The sequence below is a fragment of the bacterium genome (genome assembly GCA_035371905.1).
In the GTDB taxonomy this organism is placed as follows: domain Bacteria; phylum Ratteibacteria; class UBA8468; order B48-G9; family JAFGKM01; genus JAMWDI01.
This window is the reverse complement of record DAORXQ010000015.1, coordinates 16,505-30,669: the sequence shown is the minus strand read 5'-3', so window position 1 is coordinate 30,669 and position 14,165 is coordinate 16,505. Positions and strand designations below refer to the sequence as shown.

Here is a 14,165-nt window from a genome sequence, read left to right as displayed (position 1 = left end):
AATTTTAAAGCAGGTGGTAAAAGAAAAAAAAGGAGTTATTGCAGTATGTCCACATATGGGAAATTTCCCATTTGCTCTTGTTATTCTTACTAAAAAAGGATATCCGGTTAATATGATTGTAGCAAGGTCAGTAAATGTGTATACAGATAGAGATTTGAGAAAACTGAGAGAAAAATTTGGTGTCCCCTCAATTTCAAGAAAAGACCTGAAAAAAGCGATTGAAGATTCTCAGAGATGGATTAAAAATGGTGGAATTTTATGTATATATCTTGACCAGCATGCTCCAAACGGAATAAAATGCGAATTTTTTGGGAAAGAAGTTTATGTTCCTGCAGGTGCTGCTGTTTTTGCAAGAAAATATAAAACAAATGTAATTGGATTATATACAGTGAGAACAGGTCCAATGAAACACAAGATAGTAATTGAAGGTCCTTATAAACTTAAAGAATCCAGAAATGTGTCTGAAGATGTAAAGGAAAATACCGCCTTTTTCATTAAAAGGGTTCAGAACTGGGTTGAAAAGTATCCGGAACAGTGGTCATCCTGGTTAAATCCCGGTAGATTCCCTGATTAAAAAAAAATCTTTTAAATTTTCAACTATTTCCTTTTTCAAATTTATTCTTTCTGGATTATTGATTATTTTTTCTATTTTTTTTAAATTTTTTAGAGCATAATCTTGACCAATTTTTATACATTCTTTTAATTTTGAGAAATTAAACCATTCTACAGAAGATAATTCTATTTTTAAAACAAAATCAGAGAGAGAACTTTCTAAAATGTTTGAATAATGGTTTTTTATTTTTTCTATCTGAACAAATACTTCAAAAGCATTCAATGGTTTATGGTTTTTCAGTAGAGAGTTATTTTCTATCCCAATAATTACTTCGCCTCCAAGTATATGATTTGCAATAACCGGAAGATTACTTGTTACCCCTCCATCAACATAATAATTATCACTTATTTTGACAGGTGTTACAAGTCCAGGAATTGCACAGGAAGCGATTAGAGATGGAATGATTTTTCCACTATTAAATATAACGGGTCTCCCTGTAAAATATTCAGTGGCAATTATACCAAGTGTATTTTTCTGCTCTTCAAAATAAATTTCTTTTCCAACATATTTATAAATTTTTTCCTTAATTATTTCAGACTCAATAAGTCCTGATTTAAAACTATCAAAAAGGAGTAAAGAAAAATCTTTTATTCCATCAATAAATCTGTAAAGATAACTTCTTTTTCTTTTTCTTGAAAAAAGTTTTTCTATTTTTTGTAATTCCCTTATTGAAAATATTTTAAAAATAATTTCTTCAAGTTTCTCTGCACTTTTTGTAAACGAATAAATTGTTCCTATTAAAGCTCCCATACTAGTTCCTGTAATAACTTCAAAATCAAAACCTTCTTTTTCAAAAACTTTAAGAACACCGATTTGACAAAAACTCTTTGCCCCTCCACCACAAAGAGCAATTCCTTTTTTCATATTAAGTTATTTAATATATTCATAAAAAAAGCAGTTATAATTCCTACTGTTAGATTATCATCTATTTTAAGAGGCAAAATTTCAACAATTGAAGATATTAAAACTCCTGATAATAAAATATAAAATGGTAAATTCAAAAAATTATGAAGAAAAAAAGCAATTATCAAATTAAAAATAATTCCTCCTATGAACCCCTCAAGAGTTTTACCTGGAAAAATTTTTGTTTTACCATATTTACTTCCAAGAATTCCACTTCCTGCATCACCAAAAATAAGGAAAAATAAAGAAGATATTGCAATATCTTTTTTGAAAAAAAGTAAAATTATGAAAGTGGCAAGCATAAAATAGGTATCACCAGTTAATTTTCCAGGGGGTGTTTTAAAAATTCTACCATACTTTCTTAAAACATAATCCCATACACCTGGATTTTTCCATCTTTCAAATTCAAGAGAAAAAAGTAGGGTTAAAAAAAAAGAACATATTATCAGAGAGAAGAATAACGAATTTGTGAATAAATAAACTGAAGGAATAATTGAACCCATAAAAATTCTATACATTTTTCTTTTCCAGATTACCATTTTTAATCCTTTTTGTATTTTTTATTTCCTGAATTACATCTTTATTGATAATAGCACCAACTAAAATAAGGATCAGGGTAGAAATAAAAAGTTGAAAAAAGTAAGTTTTGTAAAAAATAAAAAGGAATATAAAAAATATCAGAATACAAGAAGTTAAAATTTTAGGAGAACGAGGATTTATTTTCTGAGCAAAAAACCATAAAGCAATTACAAGAGGAAAAAGTTTAGGCATTAAATACAAAATAATACCACCACTTGTAGCAGCTCCTTTTCCACCTTTAAATTTTAAGAAAATTGAATAACAGTGTCCTATTACAGCAGAAGAACCAATTAAAGTAAGAAGTATAAAATTTGTAATTCCATATTTGTTCGCAAGAAACATTGGAAATACACCTTTTATTGTATCAGCCAACCAGACAATAATGCCCCATTTTTTCCCTAAGGTTCTTGCAACATTAGCTGCCCCGGGATTTCCTGTTCCAATAGTTCTTATATCCTGTCCTGTGAGGAAATAAGTGAATAGATATGCAAAAGAAATACTACCTACAAAATAACTGAAAATAACAAAAATTATCACTTTCATCAATTGTATTTTAATATTTTCTTGAAGGATTAGTCAATTATGTTTTTGAATTTTATTTACCTAATGTTTTTATTAATTTAGTTAAATGGAAATTTTAATCTTACAGTTTAACAGGTTGATTTTTTAATATACTATCATGTGCTTTTAAAGTTATTTTTAATGTTTTTAATGCATCTTTATAATCTGATTTTATAAGTTCAGGATTTTTCTCCCAAACGCTTTTTATAAATGCAAAGTCCTCTTGATACATCGGGTCAACATTTGATATATACTTTTCGCTTCTATCTCCCTTATTTATTTCAATAGTATTACCCTTATAAAAGAAAATCACATCTTTTCCAATAATTTCAATATCACTTTCAAAACCTTTCCATAACCATGTGCATGTAAGATTTCCGATAATTCCATTTTTAAATTTCAAAATCATTGTTAAACCATCTTCAACATCATATTCTTTAAAAATTTTATTATTAATTCCTTCAAATTTGTATGCATAAATTTCTTCTACATCTCCACAGAAATATCTCATCAAATCAACCGTATGAGTTGCCTGTTCAATTAACTGACCGCCTGACATATCTTTTTTTATTAACCATCTTTTTCTTCCTGCTCCAGGGACCTCTCCGTAATATCTACCCCTGACAATCCCAATTTTTTCTGTTTCAGTCAATTTTTTCATTTTTTCAATAATATCAAAATATCTCAGTACATATCCTACAGATGTTATTAATTTTTTATTTTCTATTTTTTTAGCAATTTCCTCTGCTTTTTCCAAATTCAAATGTATGGGTTTTTCTACAAAAAAAGGTATACTTCTTTCAATACATTCTTCTTCCTGTCCTGTATGAGCATAAGGAGGAACGCATATAAAACAGGCATCTATTTTTTCATTTTCAAACATATTTTTAAAATCAGTGTATACATTTCCTCCATATATTTTTGCACATTCTCTTGCAGCATTTTCATCTGTATCACACATACCGGAAAATTTCACTCCTTCAATTTTAGATAATCGCAACATATGGGCTCTTGCAATTCCACCACATCCAATAAATCCTATTTTAATATCCATATTTTTTCCTCCTTTTTTAAGTTAGTAAAAATCTTTGAAAAATGTTATCATAAAATAAATGAAAAGTGAAATCTGTAAAATTATAAAAAATATAGAATTGACTGAAAATTTTTATTTACTTGAAATTGAAAATAAATTCCAAGATGTGTTTTTGCCGGGAAATTTTATTCATATAAAAATAGAAAATAATTTTTTAAGAAGACCCTTTTCAGTTGCTAAATATACAAAAAACTCAATAAGTATAATTTATAAAGTTGTAGGGATAGGAACGGAGAAGTTGAGCAAGAAAAGAAAGAATGATTTTCTTGATGTTTTAGGACCTCTTGGTAATTCTTTTCCTGTTTTTAAAAATAAAAAAGTTGCTCTTATAGGAGGTGGAACAGGAGTTGCTCCTTTGATCTTTCTATCAGAGGAATTGAAAAAAATTAATGAGGTATATTTTTTTTACGGAGCAAGAAATAAAAATCAGATATTTTTTGATTTACTACCTGCGGGTATAAATTATATTTTTTCTACAGATGATGGAAGTTTTGGTGAGAAAGGAAATATTTTTACAGTATTTAAAAAATACAATAGTTTTGAAATTTTATATGGAGCAGGACCTGAACCTCTTTTAAAAAAAATTTCATTATATTCTGATAGATTACCTGTTTTCATTTCTCTGGAGAATTATATGGCTTGTGGAATGGGTTTATGCTATGGTTGTGTTGTAAAAGTTAAAGAAAATAAAGAATGGGAATACAAAAGGGTGTGTAAAGATGGTCCTGTTTTTGATGGTAAAAAAATAATATGGGAATAAAAAAATTAAAAGTAGAACTTGGAAAGATAAAACTTGATTCTCCAATTATAATGGCAAGTGGAACATTTGGATACGGTACTGAAAAACTTGACTTTATTGATTTTGAAAAGATAGGTGCCATTACAACAAAAACAATTACTTATCAACCATGGAGTGGAAATCCTCAACCCAGAATATATGAAACATATTCAGGGATGATAAATAATATAGGGCTTCAAAATCCAGGAGTTTTTTATTTTACCAAAAACATTCTTCCTTTTATAAGAAAAAAATTTAAAAGAGTTTTTGTGAGTATTACAGGAAGAAGTGAGAAAGAATTCATTGATATTATTAAAATTTTAAATAAAGAAAATATTGATGCAATAGAATTAAATCTTTCCTGTCCAAATTTTGAAAAAAATCAGAAAATGATTTCTCAGGATGCGAATTTAACCCATAAACTTATAAAAAAAATAAAAAATGAAACAGATATTCCTCTTATAGCAAAACTTTCACCTAATGTTACTGACATTACAGAAATTGCAATTGCTGCCCAAGAAGGAGGAGTTGACATACTTGCTCTTATTAACACTGTAAGGGGTTTAGGTGTTGATATTAAAAAAATGAGAGTAATTAATGGAGGGTTATCAGGTTCATCTATAAAACCAATTGGATTAAAATGTGTTTACGAAGTTTATAAAGTTGTTGACATTCCAATTATTGGTATTGGTGGAATTACAGAAGGGAGGGATGCAGTTGAATATTTTCTGTCAGGAGCATCAGCCGTTGGTATTGGAAGCGGTTTGTTCACAAATACAAAGATTATAGATGAAGTTATTGAAAGTTTGAGAGAATTCTTAAAGAAAACAGGGAAAGAAAACTTAAAAGAAATTACAGGTTTATTAAATGAAAAAAAAGGAAATCATAAATAAAATATACTGTTATATTCTATCTTCTCTTATATTTTGTAGGTTCCTTTTTGATGGTATTACTTATCCAAAATTCAATCTTTTCTTTACAATTTCAATTTTTCTTTTATTTATTGTCTTCACTTTACTAAATTTTCAAAAACTTGAATTTACTTATGTTGAAGTTTTAATTTTACTTTTTTCATTTTTTTCAATAATTTCGTCTTTCCTTTCAGAAATAAAAGGAACAGGTATAAGATATAATTCATATATTGTCTCATATCTGTGTCTATTTTTTCTGGTGCGAAATATATTTAGGGATAAAGAAAAGAGCGTTTTAATTTATATTATTTTGTTTACTGTTTTTACTTTAACTTTATACGGAATTTATCAAAGATTCTGGGGTATTGAAGCAACAAGAAAATATCTTCAAAGTCAGGAAAGTTTAGAACAAAATCCTGAAATTTTAAAATATCTCTCTCCAACTTTTTTTGATAGAATGGAGAGTAATAGAATTTATTCAACATTTGTTTATCCTAATATTTACGCTTCTTTTCTTATTTCAATTATGCCATTTCTGTTCTTTCTTTTTCTAAATGAGGATAAAAAATACTTTAAAATTTTTTCTGTTCTTCTTTTTCTTCTGTGTTTTATAAATTTAATTTTTACAGAATCTATGGGTGGCCTTTTAATTTTCCTTTTTATTTCCCATATCATTTTATTACAACTTTTACTTAACGAAAAAAAGTTTAAAAGAATACTAACTTTTCTTATATTTTTTGAATTTTTATTTTTATATCTTGGATATCATTTTAAAGTTCTTCCTCATATACATTCTTTACTTGATAGAATAACTTACTGGAAGGGTAGTATGAAAATTATTCAAAAAAATATTTTTATGGGAGTAGGTCCTGAGAATTTCAGATATTATTTTTTAAAATATAAATCACCTGAGGGTCTTGAAGCAGCACATGCTCATAATTTTTTAATAGAAACATTTGCTGAAAATGGATTTATAGGAGTGATTTTTTTAATGTCATTCTTGTTTATTATAATATTAAATCCTTTAAAAGAGAGAAAAAAGGATTTTTTAAGCAACGGAGTTTTTTATCTTCTACTTACTTTTTTTCTTCATAATTTAATTGATTTTGATTTTTCTGACCCATCAGTTGCAATTTTATTTTTCATTTTTGGTGGTTTTTATGAATATAAAGATAAATTTAAAATTAAAGGATTGACAAAACCTTTATTATGTTTTATTATTATTTTATATGCATTTAACATTTTTGAACTCTCAAAATTTGAAAATTCAGAGAGATATAGAAGATATAGTGAAATAGAAGAAAATCTGGATGTAAAGTTATATTTACTTGATTATGCAGAAAATCAGTATAATAAAAACTTTGAAGTTTACTTTGAAAAGGGAAATTTATACACATATATGTGGCGGTTAACAGAAAAAGATGAATTTTTTGAACAAGCAATATTAAATTATGAAAAATCAATTCATCTAAATCCGTATTTAGTAAAAAGTTATAGACGTCTTGCTTATATTTATGAATCTAAAGGAAATTATGAGAAAGCAGAAGAAATGTATCTGAAAGTTTTGGAAAAATATCCGAATAAAAAATTATATAATCTTGAAATCGCAAAATTTTATAAAAAAATAGGTAATGAAGATAAGTTTAAATATTACTTTCAAAAAGCAAAACAACTAAAAGAAGTTACAATTGAAGAAAAACTTATAATTGAAGAGGTTGAAAAATGGATAGAATTGCAGAAGTAGAAATCAGAAAGGTGGAAAAAAATCTGTATTTTAAGTTGCATAGTGAAGTGGATGTTAAAGTAAAGGATTTTGTTCTGGTGGAGTATACTCAGGGAACAGTAGATTACGGTAAAATTTATAAGATTTTTGAACCTAAAACAATTTTTTCACCAACAATTTCAGGCAAAGTATTGAGAAAATTAAATGAGAAAGATTTTATTATAATTCAGGAAAATAATGAAAAAAGAAAAGAAGCATTTAATATATGTCTGGAAAAAGTAAAAAGTTATAATCTGCCAATGCGATTGATTGATGCTGATTTTTCTTATGATAAAACTAAAGTTACTTTTTATTACTGGGCAGATGGAAGAATTGATTTCAGGAAACTTGTAAGAGACCTTGCTAAAATTTTTAATTGCAGAATTGAAATGAGACAGATTGGTTTAAGAGATGAAGCAAAAATTAAAGGAGGATATGGAATTTGTGGAAGAGAATTGTGTTGTATTACTTTTTTAAAACAGTTTGAATCAATTACGATGAGAATGGTTAAAAATCAAAAACTACCACTTGATATGAATAAAATAACAGGGTTGTGTGGAAGATTGTTATGCTGTTTAAATTACGAAGATGAATTTTATAAAAAGGAAAAGGTAGAAAAAAAATGAAATTTTATATAACAACTCCATTATACTATGTTAATGCAGAACCACACATAGGACATACCTATACAACAGTAGCGGCAGATTGTCTTGCAAGGTTTTATAGAATGAAGGGATTTGATGTTTTTTTTCTTACAGGAACGGATGAACACGGACAGAAAATTTATGAAACTTCAAAAAAAGAAGGATTGACACCTATTGAACTTGCTGATAGAGTTTCAGAAACATTTAAAAATATGTGGAAAAAAATGAACATTTCTTATGATAGATTTATAAGAACCACGGAAAAGCAACATGAAGAAGTTGTAAAAAAAGTTTTTAAAAAACTTTTAGAAAAGGGAGACCTTTATAAAGGTGAATACAGAGGGTATTACTGTATTCACTGTGAAAGTTATGTTAATGTTGAAAATGAAAACCAGCCTTTATGTCCTGATTGTAAAAGACCCGTATCTGAAATTTCTGAATCTTCTTATTTTTTTAAACTTTCAAAATATCAGAAATTGCTTGAAAATATGATTGAGACCACCGAATTTGTTAAACCTGATTTCAGAAAAAATGAAGTTCTTAACTTCATAAAAAATGGACTATCAGATATAAGTATAACAAGAAAAAATGTTTTATGGGGTATAGAATCACCAACTGAAGAAAAATATACAATTTATGTATGGTTTGATGCTCTTTTAAACTATTTAAGCGGAATTGGATATCTCTATGATGAGACAACATTCAAAAAATACTGGCCAGCGGATGTCCAGTTAATTGGTAAAGATATTATGAGATTTCATCATATCATATGGCCTGCCATTTTGTTTGCTCTTGAATTACCCCAACCAAAAAAAATATTTGCTCACGGATGGTGGATTTCTGGAAAAGAAAAAATTTCAAAGTCAAAGGGTAATATTATTTCTCCTGAATATTTTATTAAAGAATATGGTGTTGACCCCTTTAGATTTTTTCTTTTAAGAGAGGTTCCTTTTGGTCTTGATGGAGAGTTTTCGGAAGAAAATTTTAAAAAAAGATATAATAGCGACCTTGTTAATGACTTTGGAAATTTACTGAACAGGAGTTTAAATCTTATTGAAAAAAAATTTGGAAATTATATTCCTGAGGGAGAACCTGACAGGGAGATTATGGAAATTTCAGAAATAACTTATAAAAATTTTTCTGAAAAACTTGAAAATATTTCTTTTTCAGAAGGTATTGAAGAAATTTGGAAACTTGTTGTATTTTTAAATAAGTATCTTGATGAAAAAGCACCTTGGAGAGATAGTTCTGATAGTGAAAAGACGATTATTTCAATTTTTTATGGCATAAGAAATCTTTTAATCTTTTTATATCCTTTTATACCACAAACATGTGAAAAAATGATAGAAATGCTTGGTTTGAATAAAAAGGAAATTGAAAAATTTGACAATTTAAAAATTAAATATCAAGGGCGAGTTAAAATTGGGAAAAGAGAAATAGTCTTTTATAGAAAAAAATGAAACCAGTTTTTAAAAGAATTTTATTAAAACTTTCAGGTGAAGCACTGCAGGAAAATAACAAAGGTGGTATTAGTTCAGAAGCACTGATTTCAATTTCTAAAGAAATAAAAGATGTCTGGGAACTGGGATGTGAAATTGGGCTTGTTGTCGGAGGAGGTAATATTTATAGAGGCAGTCAAAGAGATAAAGAAGTTATTGAGTCTGTTACTGCTGATTATATGGGAATGCTTGCAACTGTTATAAATGGGCTTGCTTTACAGAATGCACTTGAAAAACTCGGTCTTGATACAAGGGTTCAGAGTGCTTTTGAAATGCGTCAATTCTGTGAACCATATATAAGAAGAAGAGCAATAAGACATCTTGAAAAGGGAAGAATTGTAATATTTGTTGGTGGCACAGGAAATCCATATTTTACCACTGATACTGCGGCAGCACTAAAAGCAGTAGAGATAAAAGCAGATGTTGTTTTAAAAGCGACTAAAGTTGATGGTGTTTATTCTGCAGACCCTTTTAAATACCCTGATGCAAAAAGATATAAAAACTTAAGTTATCTGGAAATAATACAGAAACAACTGAAAATAATGGATGCTGCAGCAATATCCATGTGTATGGAAAATAAAATTCCAATAATTGTTTTCAATCTTTTTAAAAAGGGAAATTTGAAGAAGATTGTTCTTGGAAAAGGAGTAAAAACAATTATTTCAGAGAAAGGAGGACTAAATGAGAAGTAAGATTTATAATGAAACAGAACAAAAAATGAAAGGGGTAGTGGATTTTTTTACTAAAGAAATTTCAAAGATGAGAGCAGGCAGGGCTTCAATATCTCTACTTGAAGGAGTTTTAGTTGAATGTTATGGTTCAAAAATGCCAATCAATCAGGTTGCTACAATTACAATACCACAGCCACAGATGATAGTCATTCAACCATGGGATAAAAGTATTTATGGAAATATTTTAAAAGCAATACAGACAAATAATCTTGGACTTACACCTATATCAGATGGAAATATAATCAGAGTTCCGATCCCTCCTTTAAGCGAAGAGAGAAGAAAAGAACTTGTAAAAATTTTACATAATATGGGAGAAGAGGCAAAAGTTGAAATAAGAGAATTAAGAAGAAAGGCAAATGAACAGTTAAAAAAAGCAAAAGAGGATAAACAGATTTCTGAAGATGATATGTTTAAAGGAACTGAAGAAATTCAAAAGTTGACAGATAAATATATAGAGGAAGTAGACAAAAAAATAAAAGATAAAGAAAAAGAAATAATGGAAGAATAAATGAAAAACTTTGTTATAGCAATTGATGGTCCAGCAGGAGCAGGGAAAAGTACTGTTGCAAAAATTATTGCTAAAAAATTGAATTTTCTTTATGTTGATACAGGTGCAATGTATAGAGCACTTACTTTAAAAGCAATGAAAGAAAAAATACCGTGGGAAGATACAGAAAAAATTGTTGAAATGGCAAAAAATACAAAAATTGAACTTTATAATGATTCTGATAGATATAAAGTTTTTGTTGATGGTGAAGATGTAAGTGATGAAATAAGAAAAGAAGATGTGAGTAAAAATACTTCTTATATTGCTTCAATGCTGAAAATAAGAGAGATTTTATGGGATATGCAAAGAAAATACAGAGAAAAAAATAATATTGTTATGGAAGGGAGAGATATAGGAAGTAAAGTGTTTCCAGATGCACAGTTAAAAATATATCTGGATGCCTCAGTTGATGAAAGGGCAAAAAGAAGATATTTACAATTAAAACAGATGGGAATTGAAGAGGATATTGAAAAGATAAAAAAGGAAATAATTGAAAGAGATGAAAAAGATAAAAACAGAAAAATTGCTCCTCTTGTCAAACAGGATGATTATTTTTACATAGATACCACAAATCTTACAATTGATGAAGTTGTCCAGAAAATCATTTCTCTTTATGAAACAAAAAAACAGTTGTCAATGTATCAATAACTTTTATTTGAAAATTTAGTATGAATAAAATCTTATTAAGATAATTTTCTTTTCAATTTTTTGACTTTTATTTCAAACTTCTGTATAATATTATTATTAGGAGAGAAAAACAAAATGGAAAAAAATAAGATAGAGGTTTATGATACTACACTAAGGGATGGAGCACAGGGAGAAAACGTTTTTTTTACTCTTAATGATAAAATTAAGATTGCAGAAAAACTTGATGAATTTGGTATTGATTTTATAGAGGGTGGCTGGCCTGGTTCAAATCCTAAAGACATTGCTTTTTTCAAAAAAATAAAAAATAAAAAATTTAAAAATAGTAAAATTGTTGCCTTTGGAAGTACAAGAAGAAAAAATTATCCTGTTGAAAAAGACCCTTTTATAAAGAAATTACTTGAAAGTGAAACAGAATATATAACAATTTTCGGAAAATCGTGGGATTTACATGTTGCTGATGTTTTAAAAATTACACTTGATGAAAATTTAAAACTTATTGAAGAAACAGTAGATTTTTTAACTAAACATGGCAGAAAAGTATTTTTTGATGCTGAGCATTTTTTTGATGGATATAAAAGAAATCCTGAATATGCATTAAAAACACTTCTTGTTGCTGAAAATTATGGAGTAGAAAGAATTGTTTTATGTGATACAAATGGAGGAAGTTTACCATTTGAAGTTGAAGAAATTGTTAAAAAAATTAAAGAGAAAATTAAAATACCTCTTGGAATTCATACTCATAACGATTCTTCTCTTGGAGTTGCAAATACTGTAAGTGCTGTTAAAAGTGGAGCAGTTCATATTCAGGGGACAATAAATGGTTTTGGAGAAAGGTGTGGAAATGCTGACTTGACCGCAATAATTCCAATTTTACAGATTAAAATGGGTTATAAATGTATTCCTGATGAAAACTTAATTCATCTAACGGAACTTTCAAGATTTATTTATGAAGTCGCAAATATTGTTCCTCCAAATAATCAACCTTTTGTTGGTTTAAGCGCTTTTGCCCATAAAGGAGGGGTTCACATTGATGCAGTTAGTAAAAATCCTTTGACTTATGAACATATTGACCCAAAAGTTGTTGGGAATGAAAGAAGAATTTTAATATCTGAACTTTCCGGTAAAAGCACAATTTTACAGAAATTTAAGGACTACAAACTTGAAGAAAAACCTGAAATTATAAAGAAACTTGTTGATATGGTTGGAGAACTTGAAAATGAAGGTTATCAGTTTGAAGCAGGTGAAGGGACTTTTGAACTTATGGTAAGAAAAGCACTCGGCAAATATAAGAAACTTTTTGAGGTGGAAGGTTTTAGAGTTATTGTTGAGAAAAAAGGTAAAAAAGTAATTTCTGAAGCAACTGTTAAAGTTAAAGTTGGTAAACTTATTGAACATACAGCAAGTGAAGGAAATGGACCTGTAAATGCACTTGATAATGCCTTGAGAAAAGCACTTGAAAAATTCTATCCAGAAATTAAAGAAATGAAACTGACTGATTATAAGGTAAGAATACTGAAACCTGAGAAAGCAACTGCTGCTGTTACAAGAGTTTTAATAGAATCAACAGATGAGAAAGATACATGGGGAACAGTTGGCGTCTCAGAAAACATAATTGAAGCATCATGGAAAGCACTTCTTGACAGTTTTGAATATAAGATTTTAAAATTTCGCTAAATTATCTATATGCAGGAGGTTTGGGGTCTAAAAATTTAACAAGTTCTTCTCTTATTGTCCATGCAAACCAGAAATTTCCAGAGGGAGAATAATGACCAAATACTTGTGCTCCTGCTCTTGCAATATATAATCTTGAAAGAAAATCATCAACACTTAATTTATAAATTTTATATTCTTCCTTTGTTTTTTCAAGAGTATCAATAAAACAAAAATTGTTTGTTTTTAAATATTCAAGCAATTCCTCATCAAATCTTTCTCCCTTTTTAATGTATTTTTTACAGGTAGGGGCATCATAACTTAAAATTACCATAAGTTTTTTCTTGTTATCTGCAATCCATTTTTTGAGTTTTTCAAGTATATATATTGTTGATTTTATGCCATAAGTTATATGTAGTTTCTGGGCATCTTTAATTCTTTTCTTTTTATTTCTTAAATCAATCTTTAATCCAAAGGATTCTCCAAGTTTTTCAAGATAATCAATAGGTGCATCTAATCCCTGAGTAAGAGCAAATAAATGTACAACATGGTCGTCTTTGAAAAAATTATAATAATATTCTCTATCAGTTAGTTTCATTAAATCATCTTCATTTTTACATCTTCCAGGTATTTCAATAAATCTTTCTTTTTCAATATCAAATCTTAAGTGTGCCCATGGAAATCCATGAACAGGATATGTATTTTCTCCACCACCTCTTGGTAAATCTCTGTGCATCCATGCAACTCTTATCCATCTAGAAGAGTCAATATTTCTTAAATGGTCATCATCCCATATATTTAAAATTATGTATTCAGTTCCAATATCAGTTTTTTCAATTCTCATCATCCTCAGATATGCCTGATAAACACCATATCCGCCAACACCAAGATTTCTTATCGGCTCTCTGAAATGTGCGGCTAATATTTCCTGCCATGTTTCACCATCTGAAACCTGAGCACATTGAGTATAACTATTTCCATATGTGTTTATTCTACAAGGTTTTTCAGGATAATTTACAATTTTTCTATAATTATATTTGTTATCGTATGTATATTCAGAAAGTGTATTATAGATTCCATCTCTGAAAATATAATTAATTTGAATATATCCAAGTTCAGGGTCAAACTTTAAAAACGAATCTCCTTTTAAAACTCTTTCAATTTCTTCAGGATAATAACAAGCAATATCAATAAGTTGCTTTATATCCTTTAACATCTTCTTTCCTATTTTTTATAATATTATTTT

Annotated in this window: 15 protein-coding genes; 10 read left to right on the top strand and 5 right to left on the bottom strand. The window is 28.2% G+C overall.

Going from position 1 to position 14,165, the window contains the following annotated elements; genetic code table 11:
* Nucleotides 1-574: lysophospholipid acyltransferase family protein (locus PKV21_02950; protein ID HOM26448.1), on the top strand; the 574-nt coding region annotated here is incomplete at its 5' end.
* On the opposite strand, the gene PKV21_02945 is transcribed toward PKV21_02950, so the two are convergent.
* The 4 genes from PKV21_02945 to PKV21_02930 form a co-directional block, all read right to left on the bottom strand.
* A complete protein-coding gene (locus PKV21_02945) occupies nucleotides 548-1,477 on the bottom strand; it encodes a patatin-like phospholipase family protein (protein HOM26447.1) in 930 nt (309 codons plus the stop codon). The genes PKV21_02950 and PKV21_02945 overlap by 27 nt on opposite strands.
* Nucleotides 1,474-2,034 carry a phosphatidate cytidylyltransferase gene (locus PKV21_02940; protein ID HOM26446.1) on the bottom strand — a complete coding sequence of 187 codons (561 nt, stop codon included), beginning with the start codon at nucleotides 2,032-2,034 and terminating at the stop codon, nucleotides 1,474-1,476. Before PKV21_02940 ends, PKV21_02945 begins: the two co-directional genes overlap by 4 nt.
* A complete protein-coding gene (locus PKV21_02935) occupies nucleotides 2,027-2,638 on the bottom strand; it encodes a glycerol-3-phosphate acyltransferase (GenBank protein HOM26445.1) in 612 nt (203 codons plus the stop codon). The genes PKV21_02940 and PKV21_02935 overlap by 8 nt, the downstream gene beginning before the upstream one ends.
* A gap of 100 nt (nucleotides 2,639-2,738) precedes the next feature.
* Entirely contained in the window at nucleotides 2,739-3,710 is a 972-nt protein-coding gene (locus PKV21_02930; GenBank protein ID HOM26444.1) for a Gfo/Idh/MocA family oxidoreductase, read from the bottom strand.
* Between the two features lie 58 nt (nucleotides 3,711-3,768).
* On the opposite strand from PKV21_02930, the gene PKV21_02925 reads away from it, so the two are divergent.
* From PKV21_02925 to cimA, 9 genes are all read left to right on the top strand, one after another.
* The gene (locus PKV21_02925) at nucleotides 3,769-4,509 is read left to right on the top strand and encodes a dihydroorotate dehydrogenase electron transfer subunit (protein HOM26443.1); all 741 of its coding nucleotides are present in this window, start codon (nucleotides 3,769-3,771) and stop codon (nucleotides 4,507-4,509) included.
* Complete coding sequence (locus PKV21_02920; GenBank protein ID HOM26442.1) at nucleotides 4,500-5,420, top strand: dihydroorotate dehydrogenase; 921 nt, start codon at nucleotides 4,500-4,502, stop codon at nucleotides 5,418-5,420. Before PKV21_02925 ends, PKV21_02920 begins: the two co-directional genes overlap by 10 nt.
* On the top strand, nucleotides 5,395-7,182 hold the full coding sequence (locus PKV21_02915; GenBank protein ID HOM26441.1) for an O-antigen ligase family protein: 1,788 nt from the start codon (nucleotides 5,395-5,397) through the stop codon (nucleotides 7,180-7,182). Before PKV21_02920 ends, PKV21_02915 begins: the two co-directional genes overlap by 26 nt.
* Nucleotides 7,161-7,826: a regulatory iron-sulfur-containing complex subunit RicT gene (gene ricT, locus PKV21_02910; GenBank protein ID HOM26440.1), complete on the top strand. Its 666-nt coding sequence runs from the start codon at nucleotides 7,161-7,163 to the stop codon at nucleotides 7,824-7,826. The genes PKV21_02915 and ricT overlap by 22 nt, the downstream gene beginning before the upstream one ends.
* Nucleotides 7,823-9,304 (top strand): methionine--tRNA ligase, encoded by a 1,482-nt coding sequence (metG, locus tag PKV21_02905; GenBank protein ID HOM26439.1) that lies wholly within the window; start codon nucleotides 7,823-7,825, stop codon nucleotides 9,302-9,304. The genes ricT and metG overlap by 4 nt, the downstream gene beginning before the upstream one ends.
* Nucleotides 9,301-10,035, top strand: coding sequence for a UMP kinase (pyrH, locus tag PKV21_02900; GenBank protein ID HOM26438.1), 735 nt, complete (start codon nucleotides 9,301-9,303; stop codon nucleotides 10,033-10,035). The genes metG and pyrH overlap by 4 nt, the downstream gene beginning before the upstream one ends.
* Nucleotides 10,025-10,582: a ribosome recycling factor gene (gene frr / locus PKV21_02895; GenBank protein ID HOM26437.1), complete on the top strand. Its 558-nt coding sequence runs from the start codon at nucleotides 10,025-10,027 to the stop codon at nucleotides 10,580-10,582. Before pyrH ends, frr begins: the two co-directional genes overlap by 11 nt.
* Nucleotides 10,583-11,269, top strand: coding sequence for a (d)CMP kinase (cmk, locus tag PKV21_02890; GenBank protein ID HOM26436.1), 687 nt, complete (start codon nucleotides 10,583-10,585; stop codon nucleotides 11,267-11,269).
* Between the two features lie 114 nt (nucleotides 11,270-11,383).
* Nucleotides 11,384-12,943, top strand: a complete 1,560-nt coding sequence (gene cimA, locus PKV21_02885) for a citramalate synthase (GenBank protein HOM26435.1) — start codon at nucleotides 11,384-11,386, stop codon at nucleotides 12,941-12,943.
* A gap of 1 nt (nucleotide 12,944) precedes the next feature.
* On the opposite strand, the gene PKV21_02880 is transcribed toward cimA, so the two are convergent.
* Nucleotides 12,945-14,135, bottom strand: a complete 1,191-nt coding sequence (locus PKV21_02880; GenBank protein ID HOM26434.1) for a hypothetical protein — start codon at nucleotides 14,133-14,135, stop codon at nucleotides 12,945-12,947.
* Nucleotides 14,136-14,165: the final 30 nt, after the last annotated feature.